Below are 26,523 nucleotides of genomic sequence, written 5' to 3'. Positions count from 1 at the left end.
CCTTCATAAACACACCCCTCTGCGGTCTTATTTATGGGTTTCGTTTACATATTGTAAGGGCGCTCTCAGCGGAGCGCGTGTTGCTAAAACGGCAGAAGGAAGAGGAAGAGCGAAGAGCGAAGAACGAAGAACGAAGGGGGAGGAAGGAAAACTTGGTAGAGTGTGAGTTGCTAGAACGGCAGAAGCAACTGGGGAGAGATTCAGTCATTCTCCTTTTTCGCCGCTGACAATAAACATGGGGTCAAGCGCTGCAAACACCTGATGAATGCCGCGATTTTCCAGGCGATTGATCACCGACTGCACCACTTCCACATTGCGAACCTGGAGGCTGGCGAGACATTCTGAGATGGCATAGAGCGTTTCGAGGTTAGTGGCGATCGCCACGATGCGTCCCCCCGGCAGCAAATAGCTCCACGCCGCCTGCAAAATCGCCTTCACCGATCGCCCCCCCTCCACACACACGCAGTCTGGCGCATCCGCTAGCTCGCTCAGGCACTCTGGGGCGCTGCCCTCCACCACTTCCACTGTTTTGACACCGAAGCGATCGCAGTTGCGGCGAATCAGGCTGGCCACTTCCTCGTCGCGCTCGATGGCATAGACTTTTCCCAAAGGACACCGCAGCCCCACTTCTACCGGAATCGTGCCCGTACCCGCGCCAATGTCCCACAGCACCGCGTCCGGCCGCAGCCGCAGTTGCGACAGCAGCAGCACCCGAATTTCGCGCTTGGTGAGGGGAATTCCGGGCAACTGCTCAAAGCGGTCGTCGGGAATGCCAGAGGTGACATAGGGCCAGAGTGGAGAAGCCATACAGACTAGAGCCTCGCGCTGAATCGGGAACTGTGGGTGAAACCTGGCCCACGGGCGATCGCCTTTGGCCTTATCTTAAACAGCCCTGCCCAAATCCGAAACTGCCCAGGACTTACGCACTGGCAATAAGCTTTCTGGGTTTTAGACGATTTTTCGCGGGCTGCGCCTGCGAAAAATCGTCCAACGAGGTAAGTCCTAGCTGCCAAAGTCCGCAACAACCCGCCATCAGACCGATCCAAAAGGGCAACCCGCCAGAAGTTCTTGATCGAAACCCGTAAGTCTGACCTATAACAGGGGCCAGGGCGCAGAGAATCGTGGAGAAACAGAGGACGGGGGGCACAAAAAATTCCTTCAACCCTTTGGGACTCCTCTCCCAAAACCCTCCGGACACCCCCAACCCGCCCCCGCAAAGTACTACACGCCCCCGCTCGAAAAATCTCAGGACTTACGCACTTGCGATATGTTTTCTGGGTTTTGGACGATTTCTCGCGGGCTGCGCCCCTGAGAAATCGTCTAACTGCGTAAGTCCTAAATCTGTCTTCAGAGTCATCAACCTATCGAAACATCTGTCAATAGGTATTTAATCTTCTTAACCAACAAAGTGCTATTCTCCTCATGTGTGTGGAGTGATTTTTCTGGAGTGCTAGGTTATGGTCGTTTCTCCTGTATGGTCGGGGTTGTCTCGCCTTGCGGATCGCGTTCCGGCAAGCGGACGGGCGGTTGATGAGTTTTGGAGTCCGCTGTCGCTACCGGCGGGCAAGCTGTTTGGCACAGACGGAATTCGTGGACGGGCGGGAGATTTGCTGACGGCTCCACTGGCGTTTCAGGTCGGCTACCGAGCAGGACAAGTGCTGAAAACGTCCGAGGCGGGCCCGATGATTTTGGGACAAGATTCGCGCAACTCTAGCGATATGCTGTCGGCGGCGCTGTCGGCGGGGCTGGCCTCCGCAGGACTGGAGGTGTGGAACCTGGGCCTGTGCCCGACTCCGGCGGTAGCCTACCTGGCCAACAAACTGGGCGCAGCGGGCGGCGTGATGATTTCCGCCAGCCACAACCCGCCAGAAGACAACGGCATCAAGTTTTTTAGCAGCCAGGGGGCAAAGCTGGCTCCAGAATTGCAAGCCCAAATCGAAGCGGCGCTGCGATCGCCCCTGGAAAGCACCCCCGCTCTGACGAATACGGGCCTGTGCTGCGATCGCCCAGAACTGCTGCAAGACTACGTTGCGTCGCTGCATCAGCCCTTCCAGCCCCAAGTCAGCCTCGCAGGGCTAAAAATTGTGCTGGATCTGGCCTGGGGCGCAGCGGCAAACCTGGGTGAACGGGTATTCCGCGAAATGGGCGCTGAGGTAATTTGCCTGCACGACGCACCCGATGGCGATCGCATCAACGTCAACTGCGGTTCCACCCATCTGGCTTCTCTCAAGGCTGCGGTTCTAGAGCATCAGGCCGACATGGGGTTTGCCTTCGACGGCGACGCCGACCGGATGATGGCCGTAGACAGCCAGGGGCGCGTCATTGATGGCGATTACGTCCTGTTTCTCTGGGGTAACGCGCTGCGTCAGGCAGGACAACTGCCCAACGACACGCTGATTTCCACCGTGATGGCAAATCTCGGCTTTGAGCGGGCCTGGGAAGCGCAAGGTGGAACCCTGGTGAGAACCGCTGTGGGCGACCAGTATGTTCACGCCGAAATGGTGAAGCGGGGCGCAAAGCTGGGCGGTGAACAGTCGGGCCACATCCTCTGTCCCCATTACGCGGTGTCTGGCGACGGAATGCTGACGGCGCTGCACTTGGCGGCCCTGGTCAAGCGGTCTGGGGTGTCTCTGGCCGACCTGCGCGATCAGAGCTTCCAGACCTATCCCCAACTGCTGCGGAACGTGCGCGTGGAAGACCGCGATCGCCGCCTGAACTGGCACACCTGCGAACCGCTGCAACGGGCGATCGCCCTGGCAGAATCCGACATGGGCGATTGCGGCCGCATCCTCGTCCGCGCATCGGGCACCGAACCTGTCATTCGCGTCATGGTAGAAGCCGCCCACGCCGATCTCGTAGACCACTGGACAACGCACCTCGTCTCCGTAGTCGAAACACACTTGGCGGGCTAGTTTGGGATCAGGAGACAAGTTCCAACAAGAAGTTAGGGCACAGATGTTCTAGGGCACAGATGTTCTAGGGCACAGATATTATTGTGGGGCGGCAGCGCTGCTCCACAGTAACGCCTTAAGCAACATAGGCTATAAATTCAAAGGCTTGAACCCCAGCCCTCGCCCGCTGCCTCTCAAAACCTGGCACCTGATCCCTAGAAAGCGGTATGGTCGAAATGGGCAGACCCCTCCTCATCCTGCCACGCCGCATCCGTTGAACCTCCAGTCTCTCGTCATTCTTGTTGCACCCCCCATTCTTGGCGGCATCATTGGCTATTTCACCAATGACATCGCCATCAAAATGCTCTTTCGCCCCTATAAGCCGATTTACCTCGGCGGACGGCGACTGCCTTTCACACCGGGGCTAATTCCAGCAAACCAAGAGCGACTAGCCCAGCGTATTTCTAACGCCATTCTCGGATCGCTGCTGACCCCAGAAGAACTGCAAAACATTGCCCGACGGCTCTTGCAGCCGGAGCGTGTGCAGGCAGCAATTCAGTGGCTCCTCTCGCTCACCCTAACGCAGATTCAGCAGGGCAACGAGCAGCGCACGGTCAAAATTGTCTCCAACATTCTGCACGATCTGGTAGGACAGTCGTTGCCCCGCACCATCAAGGTGCTAGCACGGCGCGAAGATTTTCTAGAAGCCCAGCTCAATCAGCTATTTGACCAAGTATTGCTGGAGTTTCAGTTTTCTCAGTCGCAGGCCGAGCAGCTTTCCAAATGGATGCTGGATGCAGTGCTGCCTCCAGACGTGCTGCGTCAGGGCGCGATCGACTTCCTCACCGATCGCAACATTCAGGTCATCGACGAAAGCTTTCGGTCAAAAACCAGCGGCACCTACTGGGTCGTGGCAAACCTGTTTGGCGTGCGAAATGCGCTGGTGCGGCTGCGAACCCACTGTCTAGACGAACCCGATGCCAGCAACGCCGTAATCAAGGAACTGATCCGCACGCTAAATATTCAGGATCGGCTGCGGGAAGTGCTGCAAAATCTGTCGCTGCAAAACCTGCCCGTGTCTACAGTGCGACAATTGCGCCGGACGCTGCGCGACAACTTTCGCCACTATTTGCAAACCCAGGGCGAAGAGTTGCTGATGGGGCTGAGCAATTCGGTCGATTGGGACAAGGTGGCGGGATTGCTGGTGAACCGACTGCGGGCCTCGGAAGCGGTGAATAGTTCGCTGGAGCCTGTCAGCAAGGAACTGGCCCTGGTCTTGGAACGCTATCTGGAGCGGGATCTAGAGGCGATCGTAAAACAGGCGATTCCCATCTTGAACCTGGAGCAGGTCATTATGGATCGCGTCAAAGCGACCTCACCGCAAAACCTGGAAGCCGCCATCCAGGGCATTGTGAAAAGTGAACTCCAGGGCATCGTGAACCTGGGCGGCATTTTGGGTGTGGTTGTGGGGCTGATGCAGACGGTGTTTGTGCTGCTGACGCGCTAGCCAGGAACAAATCGGGAAGCTTTTCGGGAATCCATTTGTCCAATTCAGAACAGTCTTCAGGATAGTCCTGAGGACAGAGATGCACCACTAAATTACATTCCTCAGGACTGTCTAGTGGACAAGTTAGTGGACAAAGTTTGGCATAGCTTTGGCCCGCTTCACGCACGACTTCAGGATCAGGTTCTAGACCTGTGGAATCCTGGCCTTACCTGAATTACGCTGATTATTTCGCCTTTTGCTCCCGGCCCTGTTCCTCTGTCCTTTGCCATAGCAGACTTTCTTTAGGACTTTTCACAGGACGGAATCATACGCGATACTGAGAGGATAGTCTTCAGGACTGTCCAGAGGAACGCAGATGAACGGCGGCGAAATCGACCGAATCCCGGTCAATCAACTGATGCAGCGATATGGACTGGTCAAAAGCGCTGTCTATAAACGGCTGAACGATCTGGGCATTGACCCTCAAAAGGTCGGCAACAAGTCCTTTGTCAATGCAGAACAGTTGCGCCTGCTCGACGACTTGCACCAGTTCATCAAATCTGGCGGCACGATGCCCGAATTTCTGGAAAGCCGAGGCATTCAGCCTGCACAAAACTCGTCTTCTGGAGATTCCTCAGGACTGTCCAATATACAGCCTGATGTGATTAATTTAGTGTCGGCGATCGCCGCTCAGTTTGCCAACCGCCTCCAACCTCCCCAAGACCCCCTCGCCTATTACCAAAAGCTGGAAGACGCAGCGCGAAACGGCTGGCTGATGCGAACCTCCGAAATCGCCGATCTGCTGGATTTGTCAATTTCGGAAATGCAGTACTATGGCGATCGCTTTTCAGAAGCCGGATTTACGTTTACCAAGTCGGGATATCGAGCAGGTGGAGAAACCGCCTGGAAAGTCTCGAAAGAGCGGAGTTGAGGACGGCTAGCGACATTGGACAGAAATTAGACAGCTACATAACAGCTAATATGCCGTGTGACAGCTAATATGAAAGTCATCAGGCCCCTTTGCGTCATACGTAGAAGCCTGTAAAATAAAAAAGCCAGCGGTCAGGCTGGCTAGACTTCGCATATTCGATACACTCGACTTTTTCGATTGTTCGTTCTTTCTTTTTCTTAGGTGATGTTGGTGTTCGCACTGGCATCACCTTAGCTTTTGGCACAGCTTTGGGCTGAGGTTTGACCAAGGTGATGGGCTATCAGTTGCTCTGGCATTTGTCCGCCAGCGGAAGCTCGACCCACCAGTGGGGGCTAGTCTTCCTGAACCCTTTAGCCTTTTCTGTCACAGAACTTACGCACTTGCGATAAGTTTCTGCGTTTTGGAGGATTTCTCGCGGGCTGCGCCTGCAAGAGACCGCCCAACTGCGTAAATCCTGCTGTCAGTTAAAACTATAGCATGTCCTGAGGACAGTCCTGAGGACTTTTAGGACTTTCATGAAAACTTTCCTAAAGACTTTCCTCAGGATTTTCCTCATAGGCTTTGCCGCAACTCTGTCCTCAGAAAAGTCCTGAGAACTGTCCTCAGGACTATACAGAAAATTAGTAAACGCCTGCTGAAAGATTTCCCACAATCCAGTTCTCAAGCTAGTTCTCAGGAAAGTCCTTAAAACAACAGGACTTTCCTGAAATCGTTTCGGAGCGCTTTTCTAAAAATTTTCCTGGGAAGCTCAATGGCAAGATTGTTTGCAGGACAGTCCTGAGAACATAGCGGTATTTCTAGACGCTATGCCGCAAACTTTTCTACGAAGTTTCCCAGCAAGCCTTAGCAATGACCTGTCCTCAGAAAAGTCTTTAGGACAGTCCTCAGGACTACTTTGCGATTATTCTGTGGAGACGCGGGCTAACTGCCTTGCTGACGAAGCCGCTCTAGCTCCGCCCGCATCGCAGAAATTTGCTCTGTCAGGTCTTTCAAGTCTGCCTGAATATCAGGCGGGGCAACGGGCACACCGCCAGTTGAGGCGGTTGATCCGCTGGAAGAGCCAGATGGGCTACTCCAGGAAGCCCCTGCTGGACGCTGCGCCATCAGGTTGTTCAAAAAGGCACGGGCCTCTTGCTCTGTCACTTCGCCTTTGGCAGCCAGATCGTCGGCCAGCCCACTGGGGTCAGTCCGCAGCCGCGCCAGGGTTTCTTCGCGCCGCTGGCTGTCTTGAATCGTTTCGGCCAGCGTGCTGGCGGCTCCCAGGGTGACGCGAAAGCCTTTTTGTATCCCTTGCAAAATTTCGTCGGGGTTCATGAGTTCAGTTCCCAAGTATCAGTTCCCAAGTATCAGTTCCCAAGTATCAGTTCCCAAGTATCAGTTCCTAAATGTCAGTCCGAGTGCTAATCATTGATTTGGCGCAGGCCCGGCTTCACTCACGTTACAACACCTGCCTGAAATCGCCAAATGAGTTGCCGACAGAACTCGCTACGAGAAATCATTCCAAGCTTAAAAAGCTTGTCCCAAGCGCATCAGTCTTACCCAATTAGCCTTGCCCAAGTTTTGATGATTGCACTCGATTCGGATTGCTTAAGATACTAAAGAGTGCCGCCAGAAGTGGCATTCAACCATAGTTCACGAATGCGATTTACGGGAGTAGGCTGTGCGGGTCAGCATTCTGCGAGAGCGTCTGCAAAATCCTCAAAACCACTGTTCGGGTAGGCTGCAATCTGGCCGACAGAAGGCTCGATATGGCGCTAGATGGATGTCGGCACTGCTGGGCTGTTTGAGTGTTGGACTGTTTCCTATGGGGCTGTTGGCAGCGGAGCAGGAAACTGCTGAGCCGATGCAAGTGGTAGATTGGGCGGGCTGGAAAGATGGCAGTTGGCTGGAGGCGCTGGTGCAGCCGCGGCTTGTGCAAGATCCGACGGCGATCGCCGCCCTTCGTCAACACCTGCTGGCCTTGGAGGCGATGGGAATGCCCGCCAGCGCTCAGGGGATATGGGTGCAGTCGGGCAGCCAAATTTTGAGTGAACACAAAGGTCTGGAGCCGATTCCAGCGGCCTCGCTGACTAAAATTCCGACCACGCTGGCAGCGCTTAAAACCTGGGGTACGTCGCATACGTTCAATACCACTGTGGGCGTGACGGGGCCCATCGAAAATGGCGTGGTGCGCGGCGATCTGGTGATTCAGGGCGGCGGCGATCCGCTGTTTGTCTGGGAAGAGGCGATCGCCCTGGGAAATGCCTTAGAACAGCGGGGCATCCGGCGGGTGGAGGGCAATCTGGTGATCGCGGGCAACTTTGCCATGAACTTCAAAGGCGATCCCCAAACGGCCGGGGCGCTCCTGCGACAGGGGATCAACGCTGACCTGTGGACAGGCGAAGCGCAGACCCAATACACCCAGCTTCCGCCCGGTACGCCCCAGCCCCGCGTGGCGATCGCTGGTGAGGTGGTTAGCCTGGCCCAGCCACCTGCCTTTACGCCCGTGCTGCAACGCCGCTCCCTCAGCCTGGTGCAAGTATTGAAGGCAATGAATATTTTCAGCAACAACTTCATTGCCGACTCAGTGGCGCAACAGCTTGGCGGTGGCTCGGCGGTGGCTCGAACGGCAGCGGCGGCGGCAAACATACCCACTGAAGAAGTCCGGCTGATCAACGGCTCCGGGCTGGGCGAAGAAAACCAGATTTCTCCCCGCGCTGTGGTGGCAATGCTGACGGCAACCCAGCGATCGCTCCAGGCAGAGGGACTCAGCGTGTCTGACCTGTTTCCCGTCGTCGGGCGCGAACGGGGAACCCTGGGCGATCGCCGCATTACGGCCGGCACACCAGTGAAAACGGGCACACTCGATCGGGTCAGTTCGCTGGCGGGGGCCCTGCCGACGCGCGATCGCGGCGTAGTGTGGTTCGCCATTATCGACATTGGCACGGCTGACCTGGGCAGCGTCCGCGCCGAGCAAGACCGCCTCTTGCAAGCCCTCGTCAGCCAGTGGGGAGAAGCGACCCCCGTTCCCGCAGAAATTCAGCCGAGCGATCGCCTGCCCATCTATCAACAGCAGCTTGGCGACCCAGCACGAAACGTCCCACTATAGGCCGCGTATTAGAGGATAGAAAGAGAGAAGAAGTTTCGCTGTTCGCTCTTCGTTCTTCGTTCTTCGTTCTTCCTTCTTTCTTCCCGCCTTCCCCCCGCCTCAAAGCCCTTCAGGAATAATCTCTGTCACTACGCGCCCGCCACTAACAGTCACGGTCTGCCGCTCTAGCTTGCCGACAGCACGGGGGCCCCGCATGGTGACGGGTGGATCGGTCTGGCGATAGTCCACATCCCCCTCGGCAACGACTTCGCGGCTGCGGATATTCCAGTCCAGTCGGTTGGCATTGAGTTGCGCCTGGTTGCGCTGCCCCACGGCGCGGACGTTCCCCGTGAGCGTTGCCGTTTGCGGGCCCAGGTTAAACCGTCCGGCATTTGCGGCCAGGGTCACTTGCTCCTGCCGCTGAATCACCGTCACAGGCTGGTCGGTACTCAGCACTTCCTGTGGCACATTCCACACCAGAGAATTGCTGCTAATTTGCAGCGGCGGGTCGCTGGTGACGATGCGGGCGCTGTTGGTTAGGGTCAGCACGTTGGTTTGCAGGTTCAGATTGCCCTGGTTTCCCTGGGCCACATCGCTCACCTGCTGGTTCAAGAACCGGGTCACTTGCAGCGGGCGATCGCTCACCACCTGTTCTCGCTGCATCAGCCACACGAGCCGCTCCGCCTTCAGTTGCAGCACGGGATCAGTCGTCGTCGCAGTGACCTGCCCGCTCAGTTCCATGCGGCGTTCTTTGTTGAAAATTTGCGCCTGGTCTGCGGCGATCTGAATCTGCGGATGGGTTCCCGTCAGGTCTTTACGAAGAATCAACAGGCTGCGATTCGGAATCCACTCCAGTTCCTGCGCCTTCAGCACCGCCTTGTTCTCTAGGTCAATTGCCTCAATGTCGCCCCGCAGAAAAATCTTCTCGCCATTTTGCAGAATTTCACCCGACTGCGCCTTTACCTGATAGGCCGCTTTTCCATCTTGATAGAGTTCGCCTTCGGGCAGGGTCAATCTGGCGATTTGCTTATCTTCGCTATAGGTTGCCTGCTTAGCCGTAATGCGCCAGACCGTTTTGCCCTGTTCGTCTGCCTGATCCAGCGTAATGTTGTTGAAGGTCAGGTTGGTATCAATTTGCTGAACCGCAGCACTATCCCGCGCCAGCCGCTCCGAGGCACGGTTTCTTGGCTGGCAAGCCGTCAACCCGACCATCAACCCTGCGGTCAGCAAAGCCCAGATAGAGATAAAACGAGGCATCAAAGTCACCCAATCTTTACCCAACTCGAAGCATCAGGGGCGATCGCCCAGCCAGGAGCACCGCTTCAGGGTTCTGAATCTGGCCCAGCCTCTACCTTAGACGACGGACGGCCGCTGTTGCTCCTGCGGGTAGACAGATTTTGCGCGATCCGCTGGTTCAATCTCCACCACCCACCAGGGTTGCTAACAAACCTCTAGCTGCATTCAAGCGTCTATTCTGACTCTTGCTATTCTGACTCTTGCTATTCTGACTCTTGCTCGTCCGACAGCCCAATACCCGACAGCGGACGATAGGTGTAGTTGTGTCGGGGCGTTTTCTGGATGTCTTCTTTAATAGAATCCAGGTCGATGTAGCGATCGGCCACGTTAATCAGGCTGTCGCTGGTCATTGAGCGCAGGCTGACCACTTCCACCCGCACCCCCCGATAGCTCACCGCATCCACGGCATAGGCCAGGTCGCCATCCCCGCTCACCAGCACCGCCGTATCATAGGCCCCCACCAACGCCATCATGTCTACGGCAATTTCCACATCCAAATTGGCTTTTTTGGAACCATCCGGCAGTTGCACTAGGTCTTTGGAAATCACGCGATAGCCATTGCGCCGCATCCACAGCAAAAAGCCCTGCTGCTTTTCGTTGGTGCGGTCTACGCCAGTGTAGAAGAACGACCGCAGCAGCCGAGAGCCAGCCGTGAGGCGGCAGAGCAGCTTAGTGTAGTCAATTTCAATGCCGAGTTGCAGCGCGGCATAAAACAGGTTAGACCCGTCGATAAAAATGGCCACACGGCCGCGATTTTCTAGCACCTGCTCTGGAGTAAACACTGCATCGCTCTCTGTATGGTGGCTTAGCATCACATTTAGCCTCTTAAAATTATCTGTGTATTTTTTCCAAGGGATGTATTTTCAAAGGTTCCGAAGGGTTTATTAAACGATTTATCCTTAGAAACAAAAAGAAAAGACAGTCTTTGAACGGTCAGTTGAAACGGTCAGTTGAAAAGTAAACAAAAACAAAGCGCAACGTCAATCAAAATTGCATCGGACAAGATTTGAATTTGAATCAGGTTGAATTAGGCAGCTTGAACCGGGCAGTTTGAATTGGGCAGTTTGAATCGGGCAGTTTGAATCGGGCAGATCGAACTCGACAGATCGAACCAGGCAAATTGAATCGAGTCAACGGTCTTCAGGAAGCTGTTAGGAGGCTATCGGAAGCTCTAGACGCTGAAACACAGGCTGCGGCGCAGCAAGCGACTGTCCCGACGGCAGAGTGCCCCAGCGGGTGTGAGCCGAAAATGGGATCGAAGCCGCGATGAACGCCTCATCCAGTTGGTTAAAGTCCACCACGTAGCCCAACTGTTGATAAATTCGGCTACTCAAGTCGGGCACGATAGGCGACAGCAAGTAGGCAGAGAGTCGAACCGTTTCCAGAACGGTGTAGATGACCCGCTCAGCGGCAGATTGATTGCCCTGTTTGAAAAGCGTCCAGGGTGCCTGCTCGTCTACGTACTTGTTGCTGGCACGCACGACAGACAGCACCGCATTACAGGCTTGGTCAAAGGCCAGGGTTTCGTAGGCTTGAGTGACGGTTTCTCCCAGGTCTTTTCCAAGTGCTTCAAAGGATTCGTCGAGCAGCGGGCGATCGCCCGCTGCTCCCGGAACCTTCCCCCCACAGTTCTTATGAGCAAGCTTCAAAACACGGTTCAGCAGATTGCCCAAATCGTTTGCCAGGTCAGCATTCAGGATATTGACAAACCGAGTTTCGCTGAAATCGCCATCGCGACCAAACTCAATTTCTTTGAGGAAATAGTAGCGAATCGCATCGGAATTGTAGCGCTGAACCAAATCAAACGGATCGATGATATTACCGAGACTCTTGCTCATTTTTTGACCATCTTTGGTCAAGAAGCCGTGCCCGAATACTCGCTCTGGCAGGGGCAATCCTGCGGACATCAGCATGGCTGGCCAATAGACCGCATGAAACCGCAGGATGTCTTTACCGATTAGATGCAGGCTGGCGGGCCACCACACCGCATTTGCCAGCGTCGGCTCTTGGTCTGGCTCGACCGAGGCCGTCACATAGTTCAGCAGCGCGTCAAACCAGACGTAGATGGTGTGGTCGGGATCAACCGGCAGCGGAATGCCCCACGCCAGGTTGATGCGAGAAATGGAGAAATCCTGTAATCCCTGGCTGACAAAGCTCAGCACCTCGTTGCGGCGGCTTTCGGGCTGAATGAAGTCGGGCTGAGATTCGTAGAGCCTTTCCAGCGCGTCCTGATATTTTGACAGGCGGAAAAAATAGTTCTTTTCGTCGCGCCACTCGACCTGTTTATTGGGATGCAGCGGACAGTGCTTCTCCGGCAGCAGATCGCGCTCTTCTTTGAACTCTTCGCAGGAGACGCAGTACCAACCCTGCTGCTGCCCTAGATAGATGTCGCCCGCATCCCACACCCGCTGAAAAAACTCTTTGACGATCGCCTCATGTCGGGGAGCAGTGGTGCGGATAAAGCGGTCGTACTGGATGTTGAACCGTTCCCAGAGCGCAGCGAACCCGGCAGCAATTTCGTCGCAATGAGCCTGGGGCGATCGCCCCAACGCCTCAGCCGTCCGCTGGATTTTCTGACCATGCTCATCCGTGCCCGTCACCATCAGCACCGAGTCGCCCTTTAGACGATGGAACCGCGCTAGGACATCTGCGGCGATCGTAGTGTAGGCGCTCCCAATATGGGGCAGGTCGTTTACGTAGTAGATCGGCGTAGTAACAACAAATTTGTTTTTTTCTTTAGAAAAAGAGGTCATGTATAGAAAAAATCCGAATTTCCAGAAACCGCGGCCCGACTCAACACCTTTCTGACCAACTCAATTCATGGTTCAGCCGTTCGTCAGGATCACGGTTCGAGGAGATGGTGATTGTAATAATCTAAACCGTCCTCTAACAAGGCGGCACAGAAAACCGGAATTGTTGCGAAATTGATTATTGATGAAACACGGCTAAACGCATTGCATCAAAGCTTTACAATTCTATAACCTATTAATAGGCTAGCACTTTGAATTCATTTTTTGCGCGGTCTGTGTTAAGGCCAGTAGCGGCGCTGGAAACCCTTGAAACGTTTTAGCAAGAGATGGTCTTAATCCACAAAAACACCCAGGAACGCTATTTTGAGAAAAAGTCGTCCTGAAGACCTTGAGCAACCGCTATGTCCAAAACCCTGCCTCCGTCTGCGCTCCGACGAGTTCATCATGTCGCATTAAATGTTCACAGCATGGAGGCATCCCGACACTTCTACGGCACGATTTTAGGACTCCGTGAACTGCAAGGCAGCGACATTCCGGCTACGCTGATCGACCTAGTGGCGGCAGGCAAAGTGGCGAACTTCGTTACACCAGACGGCACGGTAATCGACCTGTTTTATGAACCCGATTTATCGCCGCCCAACCCCGATCCTCAGCGACAGTTTACCCGCGCAAATCACCTGGCCTTTGACATTGCGCCAGAGTTGTTTGATGAAGCGGTCGCTGTGCTGCGCGACAATGGAGTGCCCATCGACCACGGCCCTGTCTCTCGCCCGACGGGTCGCGGAATTTATTGCTATGACCCAGACGGATTTATGGTCGAAATCCGCTGCGACCCGCAGTAGGGATCGGCAGGGTCAGGGCCAACAGCGGCACTACCCCCGCCCCATAATCGTGCGCTGGAATGGGGGGCGATCGCCCAAACGCTTGAGATAAGCAGCGATCGCCGGGTAGTCGGCATAGTCCTGCTTCAGCATCAGCGTGGCATAGCCCAGGATCGACCCCACAGCAATGTCGGCGGCCGTGAGGCGATCGCCCACCAGCCACTCCCGCGTAGCAAGCTGGCTCTCCAACCCGCTGAGCAGGCGCGGCGTTTCGGCATCGCGCACCGTTTCCACAAACAGCCCCGTGCTAAGCGTGGAATTGGCAAACAGCACCCACTGCGCCACCCAGGCCCGCTGCTCTGCCGTCAGCCCGGTATCGTGCCGATCGGACAGATAGAGCAAAATCGCGCCCGACTCCCACAGCACAAAGCCATCCTCCACAATCGCCGGCACTTTGCCAAAGGGGTTGATGGCAAGATAGGCCGACTGGCGATGCTCCCCGGCCTGCATATCCAGCTGCACAAACTCGTAGGGCAGCCCCAACTCTTCTAGATACCACTTGACAATCGAAGCGCGGCTGCGGGCCCCGCCATAGAGTTTCAAAGCCATAGAGTTCACCGATAGACGTAATTTCAGCGCAATTCAGTCGGGCGTAGCGTGTCTCCAAAACCGATAACCACGGACTGAAGACTTCTGGCAACTGGCAATATTGTATAAAGGCTGGGCGGTGTAAATGCTGGATGGTATAAAGGCTGGGCAATGTAAAAACTAGGCAGAAAAACCGGGCAGAAAAACCGGGCAGCACTACATCACTCAAACAATTACTCAAACACAATCTCGTCTTCAACCCGCCAGGCCGGATCGACAATACAGAGAAACACCAGTGCCTCCGAGCCGACATTGCGAATAAACTGCCGCGCATTTGGCGGAATATAGACCGCATCGCCCGGTTCGACTCGCTGCACCTCGTCGCCAATGTGCATTTCCCCCACGCCGCTGAGGATGTAATATACCTCCGAAGTTCGCAGCGCGTGGGGCGTGGAGGTATCGCCGGGGGCAACGGTGGCGTGGGCCAGGCTATAGCGCAGATCGATGGGCTGCTTGTCGGGATGCAGCAGTTCTCGCAGCAACGTGCGATCGCCCGCGATAAACGCCTCACATCTCATCAGCTTCCGAACCAGCATCTCATCACCTCAACGCCTGTCTTGAACTTTAACCCTACTCCACCACGTAGGATAATGAAATGTGCAGTGCGCCAAACGCCCCTCCTCCTCAAGCCAACCGGCGCAATCCCCTACAACATCCGTCCATAACGATACACAGGAGAAACCCTTGACCAGTACGACCAGCTTAAAAACAACCCGTTCAGAAGAAATCTTTGCCGCTGCCCAAAAGCTCATGCCCGGCGGGGTAAATTCGCCAGTTCGCGCCTTTAAGTCCGTCGGCGGTCAACCCCTTGTGATCGATCGTGTTAAAGATGCCTATATGTGGGATGTAGACGGCAACCGCTACATCGACTACATCGGCACCTGGGGGCCAGCCATCTGCGGTCATGCCCATCCTGAAGTCATCAAAGCCATCCAGGAAGCCGCCGAAAAGGGCACTAGCTTTGGCGCACCCTGCTACCTGGAAAACGTGCTAGCCGAAATGGTGATCGACGCGGTGCCCAGCATCGAAATGGTACGCTTTGTCAACTCTGGCACCGAAGCCTGCATGGCCGTGCTGCGGCTGATGCGAGCCTTCACCGGCCGCGAAAAGGTAATTAAGTTCGAGGGCTGCTATCACGGCCACGCCGATATGTTCCTGGTCAAAGCAGGTTCCGGTGTGGCCACGCTGGGTCTACCCGACTCGCCCGGCGTGCCCAAGTCCACCACTGCAAATACACTCACCGCTCCATTTAACGATCTGGAAGCCGTGAAAGCCCTGTTTGCCGAAAATCCGGGTGAAATCGCCGGAGTAATTTTGGAACCCGTCGTCGGCAACGCAGGCTTCATTCCCCCAGACGCAGGCTTTTTGGCGGGGCTGCGGGAAATTACCCGCGAACACGGCGCACTGCTGACCTTTGACGAAGTGATGACGGGCTTCCGCATTTCCTACGGCGGCGCACAGCAGAAGTTCGGCATTACGCCCGACCTGACCACCCTGGGCAAAGTCATCGGCGGTGGGCTGCCTGTGGGCGCATACGGCGGCCGGCGCGACATCATGCAAATGGTCGCCCCGGCTGGCCCGATGTATCAGGCAGGCACGCTGTCGGGCAACCCGCTAGCCATGACGGCGGGCATCAAGACGCTGGAACTGCTTCAGCGTCCGGGCACCTACGAATACCTGGAGCGCATCACCAAGAAACTATCCGACGGCCTGCTTCAGGCAGCAAAAGATACGGGACACGCGGCCTGCGGTGGTTCCATCAGCGCCATGTTTGGCTTCTTCTTTACCGCTGGCCCCGTGCATAACTACGAAGATGCCAAAAAGTCTGACCTGCAAAAGTTTGGTCGCTTCCACCGGGGAATGTTGGAGCAGGGCGTATACCTGGCTCCGTCGCAGTTCGAGGCTGGCTTTACGTCTCTGGCCCATTCCGACGAAGACATCGACCAGACGATTCAGGCTGCCCGCACGGTGATGAGTTCGCTCTAGCCTTCGGTCGCAGCTTACGCAGCAACACATTCCTCACGCAGGGGCGATGACTTGGGGCGGGGTCGCTCGGAAAGTTCCGACCGAGCCTCGACTCGAAGCATCGCCCCTGATCATTTGCAGTGGCTATGATTTAAGCAACTGGTTAAGCAACTGGTTAAGCGACTGGTTCAATGGATAGTCCATGAAGCGGCCACCTGTTGCCCTCCGGGACTCCCCAAAACCCTGAGGCTCAGGCTTTTCCGTAGATCCTCGACCCCATGCTTTACCCTCCGCAATCATTTCCGTAGTCCAACGCTACTGGCCTGCTGTCCATCCGCATAGGTTGGAAGGGATGTGATGAAGCATAACGTCGAGCTATGAAACACACTTTCTGGGTCGCATCCAGTCTGCTGCTTTCTACCCTGCTTCCCTTCACTGCGTCAGCACAAACCGTTGCAAATGTTGCCCCCTTCGGGAGAACACAGGCACAAATCTGTCGGCATGATCCTCCAGATGATTTGGGTGGCTATATCACTGGGCAAGATCCTGGTTCCCGCGTCAACGTGCGAGCTGGTGCTGGAACCCATCATCCGGTTCGACATCAATTCGACATCAAGCAGTAGTTGGAGATGCTGTTGAGGATGCGTTGGAGGGAAGAGTTGCCTCAGATGGCTATTGCTGGTTCAAAGTGCGTTTAACTCGTTCAGGGATTGTCGGCTGGGTCAGGAGTGATTTCGTTGAGCTGATGTTCCCAGATTTTTGAGGATGACAGATCTTGGCTTAGATGAGCCAAAGTCCCAAGGGAGATAGGGGACATCGCCTAGCCTCAAGTCACACAAAGTCTTGAGGAACCAGGCTTGAGGAACGTCTATCTCCCCCGATTTCTAACTTTTCTCGGCTACTTCTGTAGTCTAGATGATACTGAACCTGTCTACCGAATGGAACAGGTAGGGAGGACTGTAACCCTTTAATAAAGAAAAAACAGCGATGAAACACCTTCTCCGTGTTGGAATGTATCTTCTGCTGTCTATGCTGATTCTTTTGAGTACGATCGGGCAGAAAGCTGCCAAGGCAGATTTGTCTGATGAAGACGCAGCAGAAGAAATGTGCGCGACTCTGGCTCTTGAGATTTCTTTGAGTGCAGGAGGCTATTTGACTAGCAGAGATCCTGGCTCTCGCATCAACATCCGCGCCGGTGCTGGAACTCGTTACCCAGTTCGGCACCAAGCCGTTAGCGGGGATGCAATTGCAAATCCCTTAGAGCTAGAGGCTGTCTCGGATGGTTACTGTTGGCTTAAGGTACGTTTGATTCGTTCTGGAGTTGTGGGCTGGGTTAGGAGCGATTTTGTGAACCTGAACATCGCCCCCTCCAATTAGGCTCCCAATAAATAATAACTAAATCCCCAACGAATTAGGCTGTGCCGTGCTGCCACTATCGAGCGCGGAATTCGACTTCATCCTGGCGGATGACGACATCGTGGTTGCCGAAAAAGTCGTGGCCCAGGAGGCCGATGGTGAGGTCTGGGCCGGCGATCGCCACTGACACATTCCGCGCCACCAGGCCGCCTGCCTCCATCGAGTCGATGGTGCTGGTGGGAAACGTGACGTTTCGGGCATTGGCGGTATTAGCCGTGGCTGTACCAGTCGGGCGCAGGTTCAGGGCCGCCGCCATGCGCTGCGTGATTAGCGTGCCGCTGGCTCCCGTATCCAGGATCATCTCAAACGTCGGCCCGCCGTTGAACGTCACGCGGATCACGGGCGTTCCCCCGGCGCGGCGCACAATCGGCGTGCGGAAGCTGGCGGAGGCCGGAGGCGAATCGGCGATCGCCGCGCTGGTTTGGGGTTCTGGAGATTGGCTGGCGCTGGGCGAATTGGGGGGATTGCTCACCGGACTTTGAGCCAACGCAGGGGGAGCGTTGTTGCCACCCGCCGATCGGGGCGACGGGGGGGCGCTGAAAATCACGCTGGCATCGGCTCCGGGGCCGCGGCTCGCCTGCTGCTGGGCGATCGCCAAATTGCGGCGATAGTCTCCCAGTTTGCTCTGGGCGCTGGCGTGGTTGGGGCTGGTGGTAGGAACCTGCTGCATCAGTTGGATCGCCTGCTGCCAGCGGCTCACCGCCAGCCGCCAATCGTCCTGCGACTGGGCCGCCTGGCTAATATTCACTGCACTAGCCGCCTGCTCTAGCGCCTGGGGATAGGGGTCAATGGGGGGTTGGGCGGGAGGAGCGGGGGATGCAGCGGGCACAGGGGTAGGAGGGGCGATCGCCACGGGTTCTGGACTGGGCACAGGCACCACCGAGTTGCCTGCGATGGAAGCACAGCCTGCACTCAATCCGGCTACGGCCAATCCCCAACCCACGAATCGAAGTCGTTGCCGAAAGGATTGGGAACGGTGCTGGGGCGGACGATGAAATTTCTGCATGGTTCTACAACCCGTGTATTGCAAAATATCTCTGCAAAGCATCTCTACAGGGCATCTCTGCAAGGCACTCCCGAACCCCTTATCTCAATCATCCCCAAATTAGGCAGGCTGAGCTTCAGATTTCTTTTGAAGCGCCATCAAAATCGACGACTTTTCCAGCAGACCCAGCACCGAACCATCTTCTGGTTTCACCACTGCCAGCGCGGGAACCTGCTCGCTCAGCAGGTCGATGACTTCCAGCAGCGGCGCGGTCGCGGGCACTGTCTGAACTCCTTCAGCAGCCTTCACCAACGACTGCACCGACACATCCCACCAGTCGTTGGTAGGCACTTGCTTCATATCATCCACCCAGATTTCGCCTGCCAGCTTACCCGCTTCATCCGTAACCAGATATTTTTTCCAACTCACCGGATTGCCGATGATGTGATTGTTTGCAAACTCGCGCAGAGAGCTTTGGGCCGGCACAATCGGGCTATTGGGAATGACTGCATCGGCAGCGGTCAAGCCGCTCATGAGTTCTTGCACGCTGGCTGCTTGCGCCGATCGCCCTGCATTTTGCAGCAGGAAAAAGCCCACCAGCAGCGTCCACACGCTGCCAATATTCGTCAGCCCCAGCGTTGCCGCCAGCCCCAGCCCAATCCCCAGCCAGCCGAACACCTGACCGACGCGGCTGGCAAAGGCCAGACCCCGATAGGGTTTGCCCGTAATCTTCCAGACAATCGCCTTCAGCACGTTGCCCCCATCCAGCGGCAACCCCGGAATCATGTTGAAAATGGCCAGAGCCAGGTTCACATAGGACAGCAGCGCCACCATCGCCGCCAGCGGCCCAGTAATACCGCTGAAGCTGCCGATAGCGTGCAGCACGCCAAACAGAAACAGGCTCACCAGGGGCCCGGCGATCGCCACCCGAAACGACTCACCCGGCGTTTTCGACTCTTCACCCAGGCTAGCCAGCCCGCCAAAGATAAACAGCGTGATGGATTTTACCTCCGTGCCCTGGCGCAGCGCCACCCAGCTATGCCCCAATTCATGGGCCAGCACTGACGCAAACAGCAGGAGCGCCGTCACCAGCCCCAGCACCCAGGCCAGCGGCCCCAGTTGGGGAAACTGATAGCTCAGCCAGCTTCCGTCGTTCCACGTCACCAGCGCCAGCACCAAAAACCAGGACGGGTTGATATAAAAAGGAATGCCAAAAAGACTGCCGACTCGCAGGTTATTTTCCATCGTGCATCACCGTATGTAATGAGGGCCTAGTGAATGAGGGCTTATGAGGGCTTATGAATCTGCGGTTTTGCCTCTCTGTTTTGACGCTCTAGAGTTTTGACTCTCCAGAGATTTAACCTTGCCATCGGGCGATCGCTCACCCCGCAGCTTATGATGAAGGTTCAGTTTCTAGTTTAAGTTGCTGTTAAACTCACGCAGATCGCGCTCAGATTTGCCTAAGCCTTTGCTTAAACTTCTAATCTATCCCGGTTTACTGCGATCCTAGCGACAGATTGCCCGACCATTCACCCATCTCAGGCGGTAATATCCACCCCTCCCGATTCGGCTCTTGTGAAAACCATCCTGTTTGACTTCGATGGCACCATTGCAGATTCCTTCGATGCGGTGCTGCAAATTACCAATCGACTCGCCCGCGAATTTGGCTACGAACCCGCTAGCCCCAGCGAGATCAAGCGACTGCAAAACCTGAGTTCGCGAGAGATTATTCGCCAGTCCAATATCCCGATGTTTCGGCTGCCACTGCTGCTGCGCCGCCTAAAGTTGGAAATGAGCCAAGAGATCAACCATCTCCAGCCCATCGCCGGAATTCAGGCAGCGCTAGTGCAGCTCCAGCAGCAGGGACATCGCCTGGGCATTGTTACGTCCAATACAGCCGATAACGTCGTCGCCTTTTTGCGAAATCATCAAATGGAAGGACTGTTTGACTACATTCAGCCGGGTGTCGCGCTGTTTGGCAAAGGGCGCAGCATCCGCCGCATTGCTCGCCAACATCAGATTGATCCGGCTTCGATGGTGTACGTGGGCGACGAGACGCGGGATATCGAAGCGGCCCAGGCGATCGCCATTCCAGTTATTGCCGTGGGCTGGGGCTTCAATTCCACTGCTGCGCTGGCTGCCTGCCACCCCGATGCGCTGGTTCATGAGCCGAGGGAACTGGTAACGGCGATCGCCCAGCTTGACCGGCAAGAATCGCAAACGCCATAATCCGTGGATGCAGCGGTTTACCCAGCTATTTCAGGAAATTGACGCGACGACCTCGACCAACGCCAAGGTTGCTGCGCTGCGGCGATATCTGCGCGAAGAAAATGCCGCAAATTCCGTCTGGGCGCTGTACCTGCTGCTGGGAAAAACGCGCAAGCGGCTAATTACCTCGCGGGTGCTGCGGGATATTTTCCTGCAAATTTCCGACATTCCCGAATGGCTGTTTGAAGACTGCTACGCGCAGGTCGGCGACTCGGCTGAGGTGATTGCGCTGTTGATGCAACGCCACGCCACTCTGCAATTAGCAACACCAACGACACCCCTGGCCCAGACGGCTGAAAACCTGCCGCTGCACCTGTGGATGGAGGAGATCATTCCCCAGGCAAAGCAGGTCGAGTCGGAAGAAGACCTAAAAGACCTGGTAGTGTCGTGGTGGGCAGCCCTGACTCCGGCGGGCGTGTTTGTGCTGAACAAGGTGCTGACGGGCGCATTTCGCATGGGCATGTCCGAGAAGCTGGTGATTCGGGCGATCGCCCAGGAGTTTAACATTCCCGAACCCGTGATGGCGCATCGGCTGATGGGCGACTTTGAGCCGACAGTCGAGTTTTTTCAACACCTGACGCAGATTGAAGCCGCAGAAGCGCTCAGTTCGCCGACGCGCCCCTATCCGTTTTTCTTGGCATCGCCGCTAGAGGAAGATCGATTTGCCACGGAAGACTTTTCGGGCTGGTGGGCCGAGTGGAAATGGGACGGCATCCGGGCGCAAATTATCCGCCGTGCAGGGCAGGTCTTTATCTGGTCACGCGGGGAAGATTTAGTCACCGATCAGTTTCCTGAACTGGCATCCTATTTTCTAACGCTACCCGACGGATTGGTGTTCGACGGTGAAATCCTGTGCTGGGCGAATGGTCAGCCCCTTGGCTTTAACCATTTACAAAAGCGACTAGGACGAAAGCGCGTCACGCAAAAGATAATGCAGGAGAACCCGGTTCACTTCATCGCCTACGACCTGCTGGAATGCAACGGTGAAGACATTCGCGACAAAGAACTGGGCGATCGCCGCACGCTATTAGAATCTGTCTTGCAAGCTGCCGATCCAACTTTTGTCACGCTATCCCGCAGCCTAACGTTCAGTTCAATGGATGAACTGCGATCGCTCCGGAAACGCTCTCGCGAATATGGTGCAGAGGGATTGGTGCTGAAGTCGGTGAACAGCCCCTACCTGGTTGGACGAAAGCGCGGCTACTGGTGGAAATACAAAGTAGAACCTATGACGCTGGATGCGGTGCTGATCTACGCCCAAGCGGGCAGCGGCAAGCGGGCAAACCTGTTTACCGACTACACCTTTGCCCTGTGGCACGAGGGAACGCTGGTCTCCTTTGCGAAAGCCTATTCTGGGTTGGACAACGCCGAAATCGAAGCCCTCGACAAGTGGATTCGCAAGCACACGATCGAAAAGTTTGGCCCCGTGCGATCGGTCGAACCCGTGCAGGTGTTCGAGATTGGCTTTGAAGGCATCCTCCGCTCTACTCGACACAAATCGGGCATTGCCGTCCGCTTTCCCCGCATCCTGCGCTGGCGCACCGACAAGCCCGCCGCCGAAGCCGACACGCTAGAAGCCGCGTTTAAGCTGCTAGAGCGGTAGGGGAATCAGTGCAGAAACCCAGATTCAGTTCATAAGCCCCTTACATTTCCTCCGAATTTTCACTTGGACAACTCGCTGAAGATTTGCCATGCTGAGAGGTTAGAAAGCGCAATCGATTAGACTTCGGCGTTCGGGTCGCAGGCAGCACATTTTGCTGAGCGGTTACATTAGACACGATACTTCAACGAAGACAGTCCTACGATAAGCCTTTGGGCAAAATTGCAACAAAATTGGGGTGCTGCGAGACTAGAGTAAATAATCCGACCCATCAACGCTTACAACGCTTATTTGGAATGGCTCTTCTACAACCTCCGGAGCGAACTGCGGCCAGCACCTTTTTGAGAGAATCCTCCCAAGTTACCGACCAGATCGGTAATGCCTTTGTGCTGAATTTGTATGCGCGGGTTCGTGAAATTGAGGCGCTAGCCCGCGCGATGTCCACGATGGCAGAAACGCTACCGACCGTAGAATCCCTGATACAGCAGGTGATCCCGCCGCTGTTGAATTTTCAAAATGACGGGGCGATCGCCGGTGGTGGGGTCTGGTTCGAGCCGTATGCTTTCGCGGGCGATCGCGAGCGCCAGAGCTTCTTTTGGGGACGTGATGCCGATGGGCGGCTCCAGTTTTTCGATGACTATAACCAGTGCGAGGTGGGCTATCACCAGGAAGCATGGTACGTCGCAGGGAAGTATGCCAAGCCTGGGCAGTGCGTCTGGAGCAAAGCCTACATGGACCCCCACTCTGGCGAACTGATGATTACCTGCACTGCCCCGGCCTATCGCCAGGGCGCTTTTTTAGGCGTGGTGACGGTTGATCTAAAGCTAGAAGGGCTGCAAGAGACCGTCAATCTGTGGCAGAAAAAGACAGGCGGTTACATTATCGTGCTGGACTATGGCAATCAGTTTATTGCCTTTCCCAAGCCAGGTTGGGTGAAAAAAACGCAGACTCACGCCAGCGGAAAAGCCGTCGAAACGTTTATCACCTTGCAGGAAATGGTCGAGAAAAAACCGCTCTTCTTGCCACTCCTCAAGGCAGCACAACTGGCAGATAAACAGACTTTTCAACCGCTTCAAAGTGCGCCCACTTTGCCAAATGCGACGATGCCCATGCTGAGCGCCGAAAGTAAAGAAATCAGCCCCGAAGATGAGCAGCGGCTGGCGACGATTTTGACGATATCAAATAGCAGCGATCGCACGGATTATCTCCAGCAAAAGTTCGAGCTAGAGCAAGATGAACTGCTGCAAGAAATGGCGATCGCCTCGCTGTTTCAAGTTCCCAAAGTCTACTGGAAGGTGTTTATCGTCAAGCCCCGCTCAGAGATCGCCGTCGCCACCCATAGCCTGATTCAGACTGATAAGATGGCCACGCTGGGTCAAATGGTGGCAGGTGTCGCCCATGAGGTAAATAATCCCCTCAATTTCGTCGTGGGGAACCTCAACCATGCCAGCGCCCAAACTGAAGACTTGCTCAGCATTCTGCGACTTTATCAGAAACACTATCCAGAGCCAGCAGCAGAGATTCAGCAGGCGATCGCCAGCGTCGATTTAGACTTTATTGCAGAAGACCTGCCGAAGCTGATTCGATCCATGAAAATGGGGGGCGATCGCGCTTTAGAAATCACCCAGCAGCTTCGCAACTTTTCTCGGATGGATGAGTCTGTTCGGCGGGCCACAAATCTGGTTCAAGAACTAGAAAATACGCTGGTTATTCTCGGTCATCGATTCAAGCCAAAGCGCGATCGCCCGCCAATTCAATTAATTAAAGAATATCAGGCAATTCCTGAAATCGAGTGCTATCCAGGACTGCTCAATCAGGTGTTTATGAATCTGCTGGTGAACGCGATTGATGCACTTGAAGAGGGCATCCATTCTAAACAAGTCACCTATTCTAAACAAGTCACCTATTCTAAACACAGCAGTCCAGCACATGATTTTTGTCCCACCATTTGGATGCAGGTGAGTTTAGTCAACGACACCGACGTGCAGATTGATATTTCTGACAACGGCCCCGGCATCTCGCCCGAACGACAGGCCCGCCTGTTTGAGCCGTTTTTTACCACCAAGCCCACGGGCAAGGGCACTGGGCTGGGGCTGGCCATTTGCCGTCAAATCGTCGAGCAGCGCCACGGGGGCACTCTGACCTGTCAATCGACCCCATTTCAAAAAACAACGTTTACCGTGAGGCTGCCGCTTGCTATGATGCCCAAATCCTCCCCAGAGTCCTCGTCGATCTAGCCTATGCTGATGGCTCGGCATTGACGGATAGAGCGTATCTGCCATATCTATCAAGTGTATCTACCCACTGTGCGTTTCCTGACCGAATGCGATCGCCCCTGATTGGAATCACCACCTACAGCCGCAGCGAAGCAGGCGAGTTTACCCTGCCTGCCACCTACGTCGATGCCGTGCAGCTTGCGGGCGGGTTTCCCGTGCTGCTACCGCCCGTCCAAGCCGACCCGACCGCGCTATTAGACACCCTGGATGGGCTGATTTTTTCTGGCGGCGGCGATATCGACCCCAGCGCCTATGGCGGCGAACCGCACCACACGATTTACCTGGTAGACGAGGAGCGCGACGAGTTCGAGCTGGCTTTGGCAAAGGCAGCTTTGACCGCGAATGTGCCGACGCTGGGCATCTGCCGGGGAATGCAGGTCATCAGTGTCGCCAGTGGGGCCACGCTGATTACTCATGTGCCGGATGTCTATGGCGAGTCGGTCACCCACCGGCTCGACCATCCCCGTCGCCCGGTGCAGCATCCCGCCCAAGTGCAACCCGGCAGCCGCTTGGCCCAGATGCTGGGCACTACGCATCTTACGGTCGTCTCTTGGCATCACCAGGCGATTAAAACCTTGCCGGATTGCTGGCAGACTGTCGCCCACGCTGCCGACGGACTGATTGAAGCGCTAGAGCACAAGCACCATCCGTGGCTGTTCACCGTCCAGTGGCACCCAGAACTGTCGCCCGCCGACCCCAACCACCAGCGATTGTTTCAGTCGCTCGTAGAAGCCGCCAGAGCCAAACCGTGACCCCGGCTGCACTGCTCAGTCTTGTCCTTTTAACCCCTAACCCCTAAATCCTAAACATGCGTCTATCGAATAAAGTTGCCCTGATTACTGGAGCCGGAAGCGGCATCGGGCGTGAGTCTGCGATTCTCTTTGCCAAAGAGGGGGCACAGGTGGCGGTGTGTGATGTAAACCTGGCCACAGCGACGGAAACGGTTAGCCTAATTGAGGCAGCGGGCGGAGAGGCGATCGCTATTCAGGCAGATGTCTCCAAAGCGGCAGACGCGAAGGCGATGATTGAGGCGGCTGAGGCAGCCTACGGCAAGCTAAATGTACTGTTTAACAATGCAGGCATCTTTCACGCGGCAGACGGCTCCGTGCTGGAAACCGAGGAAGACATCTGGGATCTAACCATTGATATCAATCTCAAAGGCGTGTTTCTCGGCTGCAAGTACGGCATTCCAGCGCTGCTGCGGGCCGGCGGCGGCTCAATTATCAACACTGCATCGTTTGTGGCGCTGATGGGCGCAGCAACCGCGCAGATCGCCTACACAGCCAGCAAGGGCGGCGTGTTGTCGATGACGCGAGAAATCTCCGTCGAATTCGCCCGTCAAAACATCCGCGCCAACGCTCTCTGCCCCGGCCCGGTAGAAACGCCGCTGCTGCAAGAGCTACTGGCAGATCCAGCCCGTCGCCAGCGCCGCCTAGTGCATATTCCCCCAGGACGCTTTGCCAAGGCAGTTGAAATGGCGCAGGCGGCCCTCTTCTTGGCCAGCGATGAATCGTCCTTCGTCAACGGCGCGACCTTCACGGTAGATGGCGGCATCACAGCAGCCTACGTGACCCCCGAATAGGGATAGGGACAAGGTATAGGGACAGGCGGCAAAACACATTGCCTTGCGCCCCTAGACTTAATCTAGGATACGCTTCGGAAAAACCAAATGCAAAAATTTCTGGAAAGCGCTACCAAACGCCACTCTCCAGAAATATTTTACAGATCATTCAAGAAAAAAGGCTGTTAATACGGGGAAGCCCAATGCTGAGGCTTTGAGCCACGCTTTACAGCTTGACCTCGATATCCACGCCTGCCGGCAGATCTAGCTTCATCAGCGCGTCAATTGTCTTAGAGGAAGGCTGATAGATATCGATAATCCGGCGGTGAGTGCGTGTCTCGAAGTGTTCGCGGGAGTCTTTGTCAACGTGGGGCGATCGCAGGACGCAATAAATCCGCCGCTTGGTGGGCATTGGAATAGGGCCAATCGCTGTAGCGTTCGTGCGATTTGCCGTTTCCACAATTTTTTCGCAGGAGGTATCCAAAAGACGGCGGTCAAACGCCTTTAGGCGAATCCGAATTTTTTGCTGCTGAAGAGTTGCCATCTAAAACTATCCAAATTT

Annotated in this window: 22 protein-coding genes; 12 read left to right on the top strand and 10 right to left on the bottom strand. The window is 55.6% G+C overall.

The annotated features are described in order from the left end of the window. Positions 1-204: 204 nt before the first annotated feature. Complete coding sequence (gene cbiT / locus HNI00_RS12600) at positions 205-807, bottom strand: precorrin-6Y C5,15-methyltransferase subunit CbiT (RefSeq protein ID WP_297078719.1); 603 nt, start codon at positions 805-807, stop codon at positions 205-207. 650 nt (positions 808-1,457) lie between these two features. Between cbiT and glmM the strand changes: the two genes are divergently transcribed. The 3 genes from glmM (at position 1,458) to HNI00_RS12585 (ending at position 5,308) form a co-directional block, all read left to right on the top strand. Beyond that, the gene (gene glmM / locus HNI00_RS12595) at positions 1,458-2,912 is read left to right on the top strand and encodes a phosphoglucosamine mutase (RefSeq protein WP_316786650.1); all 1,455 of its coding nucleotides are present in this window, start codon (positions 1,458-1,460) and stop codon (positions 2,910-2,912) included. 253 nt (positions 2,913-3,165) lie between these two features. Continuing rightward, entirely contained in the window at positions 3,166-4,398 is a 1,233-nt protein-coding gene (locus tag HNI00_RS12590; RefSeq protein ID WP_277775327.1) for a DUF445 domain-containing protein, read from the top strand. Positions 4,399-4,753: 355 nt separating this feature from the next. Then, positions 4,754-5,308, top strand: coding sequence for a hypothetical protein (locus tag HNI00_RS12585; RefSeq protein WP_172358176.1), 555 nt, complete (start codon positions 4,754-4,756; stop codon positions 5,306-5,308). A gap of 921 nt (positions 5,309-6,229) precedes the next feature. On the opposite strand, the gene HNI00_RS12580 is transcribed toward HNI00_RS12585, so the two are convergent. Then, the gene (locus tag HNI00_RS12580) at positions 6,230-6,622 is read right to left on the bottom strand and encodes a hypothetical protein (RefSeq protein WP_316786646.1); all 393 of its coding nucleotides are present in this window, start codon (positions 6,620-6,622) and stop codon (positions 6,230-6,232) included. Between the two features lie 448 nt (positions 6,623-7,070). On the opposite strand from HNI00_RS12580, the gene HNI00_RS12575 reads away from it, so the two are divergent. After that, positions 7,071-8,396, top strand: a complete 1,326-nt coding sequence (locus HNI00_RS12575; RefSeq protein WP_316786644.1) for a D-alanyl-D-alanine carboxypeptidase — start codon at positions 7,071-7,073, stop codon at positions 8,394-8,396. A 99-nt stretch (positions 8,397-8,495) separates the two neighbouring features. Here the strand turns inward: HNI00_RS12575 and lptC are convergent, their stop codons facing one another. From lptC to metG, 3 genes are all read right to left on the bottom strand, one after another. Continuing rightward, positions 8,496-9,632, bottom strand: coding sequence for an LPS export ABC transporter periplasmic protein LptC (lptC, locus tag HNI00_RS12570; protein WP_316786642.1), 1,137 nt, complete (start codon positions 9,630-9,632; stop codon positions 8,496-8,498). A 242-nt stretch (positions 9,633-9,874) separates the two neighbouring features. After that, a complete protein-coding gene (locus HNI00_RS12565; RefSeq protein ID WP_297078478.1) occupies positions 9,875-10,483 on the bottom strand; it encodes a LabA-like NYN domain-containing protein in 609 nt (202 codons plus the stop codon). Positions 10,484-10,822: 339 nt separating this feature from the next. Next, positions 10,823-12,424 (bottom strand): methionine--tRNA ligase, encoded by a 1,602-nt coding sequence (gene metG / locus HNI00_RS12560; RefSeq protein WP_420156208.1) that lies wholly within the window; start codon positions 12,422-12,424, stop codon positions 10,823-10,825. A 398-nt stretch (positions 12,425-12,822) separates the two neighbouring features. On the opposite strand from metG, the gene HNI00_RS12555 reads away from it, so the two are divergent. Further along, a complete protein-coding gene (locus tag HNI00_RS12555; protein WP_172358182.1) occupies positions 12,823-13,263 on the top strand; it encodes a VOC family protein in 441 nt (146 codons plus the stop codon). Between the two features lie 30 nt (positions 13,264-13,293). Here HNI00_RS12555 and HNI00_RS12550 read toward each other — a convergent pair whose 3' ends face one another. Beyond that, positions 13,294-13,851 carry a glutathione S-transferase family protein gene (locus HNI00_RS12550; RefSeq protein WP_316786635.1) on the bottom strand — a complete coding sequence of 186 codons (558 nt, stop codon included), beginning with the start codon at positions 13,849-13,851 and terminating at the stop codon, positions 13,294-13,296. A 212-nt stretch (positions 13,852-14,063) separates the two neighbouring features. Next, a complete protein-coding gene (locus HNI00_RS12545; protein WP_316786634.1) occupies positions 14,064-14,426 on the bottom strand; it encodes a cupin domain-containing protein in 363 nt (120 codons plus the stop codon). 148 nt (positions 14,427-14,574) lie between these two features. Here HNI00_RS12545 and hemL point away from each other — a divergent pair, with 148 nt between their 5' ends. Then, a complete protein-coding gene (gene hemL / locus HNI00_RS12540; RefSeq protein ID WP_172358185.1) occupies positions 14,575-15,876 on the top strand; it encodes a glutamate-1-semialdehyde 2,1-aminomutase in 1,302 nt (433 codons plus the stop codon). Between the two features lie 966 nt (positions 15,877-16,842). Then, positions 16,843-17,232 (top strand): SH3 domain-containing protein, encoded by a 390-nt coding sequence (locus HNI00_RS12535; RefSeq protein ID WP_316786631.1) that lies wholly within the window; start codon positions 16,843-16,845, stop codon positions 17,230-17,232. Between the two features lie 55 nt (positions 17,233-17,287). Here HNI00_RS12535 and HNI00_RS12530 read toward each other — a convergent pair whose 3' ends face one another. Both HNI00_RS12530 and HNI00_RS12525 read right to left on the bottom strand, forming a co-directional pair. Beyond that, the gene (locus tag HNI00_RS12530; RefSeq protein WP_316786629.1) at positions 17,288-18,277 is read right to left on the bottom strand and encodes a retroviral-like aspartic protease family protein; all 990 of its coding nucleotides are present in this window, start codon (positions 18,275-18,277) and stop codon (positions 17,288-17,290) included. A 99-nt stretch (positions 18,278-18,376) separates the two neighbouring features. After that, complete coding sequence (locus tag HNI00_RS12525; protein WP_172358188.1) at positions 18,377-19,501, bottom strand: site-2 protease family protein; 1,125 nt, start codon at positions 19,499-19,501, stop codon at positions 18,377-18,379. Positions 19,502-19,831: 330 nt separating this feature from the next. On the opposite strand from HNI00_RS12525, the gene HNI00_RS12520 reads away from it, so the two are divergent. The 5 genes from HNI00_RS12520 to HNI00_RS12500 all read left to right on the top strand — a co-directional run bounded on the left by HNI00_RS12520 (position 19,832) and on the right by HNI00_RS12500 (position 25,982). Next, positions 19,832-20,485 carry an HAD hydrolase-like protein gene (locus HNI00_RS12520; protein WP_316786627.1) on the top strand — a complete coding sequence of 218 codons (654 nt, stop codon included), beginning with the start codon at positions 19,832-19,834 and terminating at the stop codon, positions 20,483-20,485. Next, on the top strand, positions 20,457-22,127 hold the full coding sequence (locus HNI00_RS12515; RefSeq protein WP_316786625.1) for an ATP-dependent DNA ligase: 1,671 nt from the start codon (positions 20,457-20,459) through the stop codon (positions 22,125-22,127). Before HNI00_RS12520 ends, HNI00_RS12515 begins: the two co-directional genes overlap by 29 nt. Positions 22,128-22,420: 293 nt before the next feature. Then, entirely contained in the window at positions 22,421-24,361 is a 1,941-nt protein-coding gene (locus HNI00_RS12510) for an ATP-binding protein (RefSeq protein WP_316786623.1), read from the top strand. Positions 24,362-24,447: 86 nt separating this feature from the next. Next, a complete protein-coding gene (locus HNI00_RS12505) occupies positions 24,448-25,152 on the top strand; it encodes a gamma-glutamyl-gamma-aminobutyrate hydrolase family protein (RefSeq protein WP_172358192.1) in 705 nt (234 codons plus the stop codon). A 56-nt stretch (positions 25,153-25,208) separates the two neighbouring features. Further along, on the top strand, positions 25,209-25,982 hold the full coding sequence (locus HNI00_RS12500) for a glucose 1-dehydrogenase (protein ID WP_172358193.1): 774 nt from the start codon (positions 25,209-25,211) through the stop codon (positions 25,980-25,982). 205 nt (positions 25,983-26,187) lie between these two features. Here the strand turns inward: HNI00_RS12500 and rpsJ are convergent, their stop codons facing one another. Then, positions 26,188-26,505 (bottom strand): 30S ribosomal protein S10, encoded by a 318-nt coding sequence (gene rpsJ / locus HNI00_RS12495; RefSeq protein ID WP_068507455.1) that lies wholly within the window; start codon positions 26,503-26,505, stop codon positions 26,188-26,190. Positions 26,506-26,523: the final 18 nt, after the last annotated feature.

This window comes from Thermoleptolyngbya oregonensis NK1-22 (assembly GCF_032705245.1).
GTDB lineage: Bacteria > Cyanobacteriota > Cyanobacteriia > Elainellales > Elainellaceae > Thermoleptolyngbya > Thermoleptolyngbya sichuanensis.
This window is presented reverse-complemented; position numbering and strand designations above follow the sequence as displayed.

Coding starts and splice junctions, on each gene's coding strand:
- cbiT (WP_297078719.1), bottom strand. CDS start 807: ATGGCTTCTCCACTCTGGCCCTATGTCACCTCTGGCATTCCCGACGAC.
- glmM (WP_316786650.1), top strand. CDS start 1,458: ATGGTCGTTTCTCCTGTATGGTCGGGGTTGTCTCGCCTTGCGGATCGC.
- HNI00_RS12585 (WP_172358176.1), top strand. CDS start 4,754: ATGAACGGCGGCGAAATCGACCGAATCCCGGTCAATCAACTGATGCAG.
- HNI00_RS12580 (WP_316786646.1), bottom strand. CDS start 6,622: ATGAACCCCGACGAAATTTTGCAAGGGATACAAAAAGGCTTTCGCGTC.
- HNI00_RS12575 (WP_316786644.1), top strand. CDS start 7,071: ATGTCGGCACTGCTGGGCTGTTTGAGTGTTGGACTGTTTCCTATGGGG.
- lptC (WP_316786642.1), bottom strand. CDS start 9,632: ATGCCTCGTTTTATCTCTATCTGGGCTTTGCTGACCGCAGGGTTGATG.
- HNI00_RS12565 (WP_297078478.1), bottom strand. CDS start 10,483: ATGCTAAGCCACCATACAGAGAGCGATGCAGTGTTTACTCCAGAGCAG.
- metG (WP_420156208.1), bottom strand. CDS start 12,424: ATGACCTCTTTTTCTAAAGAAAAAAACAAATTTGTTGTTACTACGCCG.
- HNI00_RS12555 (WP_172358182.1), top strand. CDS start 12,823: ATGTCCAAAACCCTGCCTCCGTCTGCGCTCCGACGAGTTCATCATGTC.
- HNI00_RS12550 (WP_316786635.1), bottom strand. CDS start 13,851: ATGGCTTTGAAACTCTATGGCGGGGCCCGCAGCCGCGCTTCGATTGTC.
- HNI00_RS12545 (WP_316786634.1), bottom strand. CDS start 14,426: ATGCTGGTTCGGAAGCTGATGAGATGTGAGGCGTTTATCGCGGGCGAT.
- HNI00_RS12535 (WP_316786631.1), top strand. CDS start 16,843: ATGAAACACCTTCTCCGTGTTGGAATGTATCTTCTGCTGTCTATGCTG.
- HNI00_RS12530 (WP_316786629.1), bottom strand. CDS start 18,277: ATGCAGAAATTTCATCGTCCGCCCCAGCACCGTTCCCAATCCTTTCGG.
- HNI00_RS12525 (WP_172358188.1), bottom strand. CDS start 19,501: ATGGAAAATAACCTGCGAGTCGGCAGTCTTTTTGGCATTCCTTTTTAT.
- HNI00_RS12510 (WP_316786623.1), top strand. CDS start 22,421: ATGGCTCTTCTACAACCTCCGGAGCGAACTGCGGCCAGCACCTTTTTG.
- HNI00_RS12505 (WP_172358192.1), top strand. CDS start 24,448: ATGCGATCGCCCCTGATTGGAATCACCACCTACAGCCGCAGCGAAGCA.
- HNI00_RS12500 (WP_172358193.1), top strand. CDS start 25,209: ATGCGTCTATCGAATAAAGTTGCCCTGATTACTGGAGCCGGAAGCGGC.
- rpsJ (WP_068507455.1), bottom strand. CDS start 26,505: ATGGCAACTCTTCAGCAGCAAAAAATTCGGATTCGCCTAAAGGCGTTT.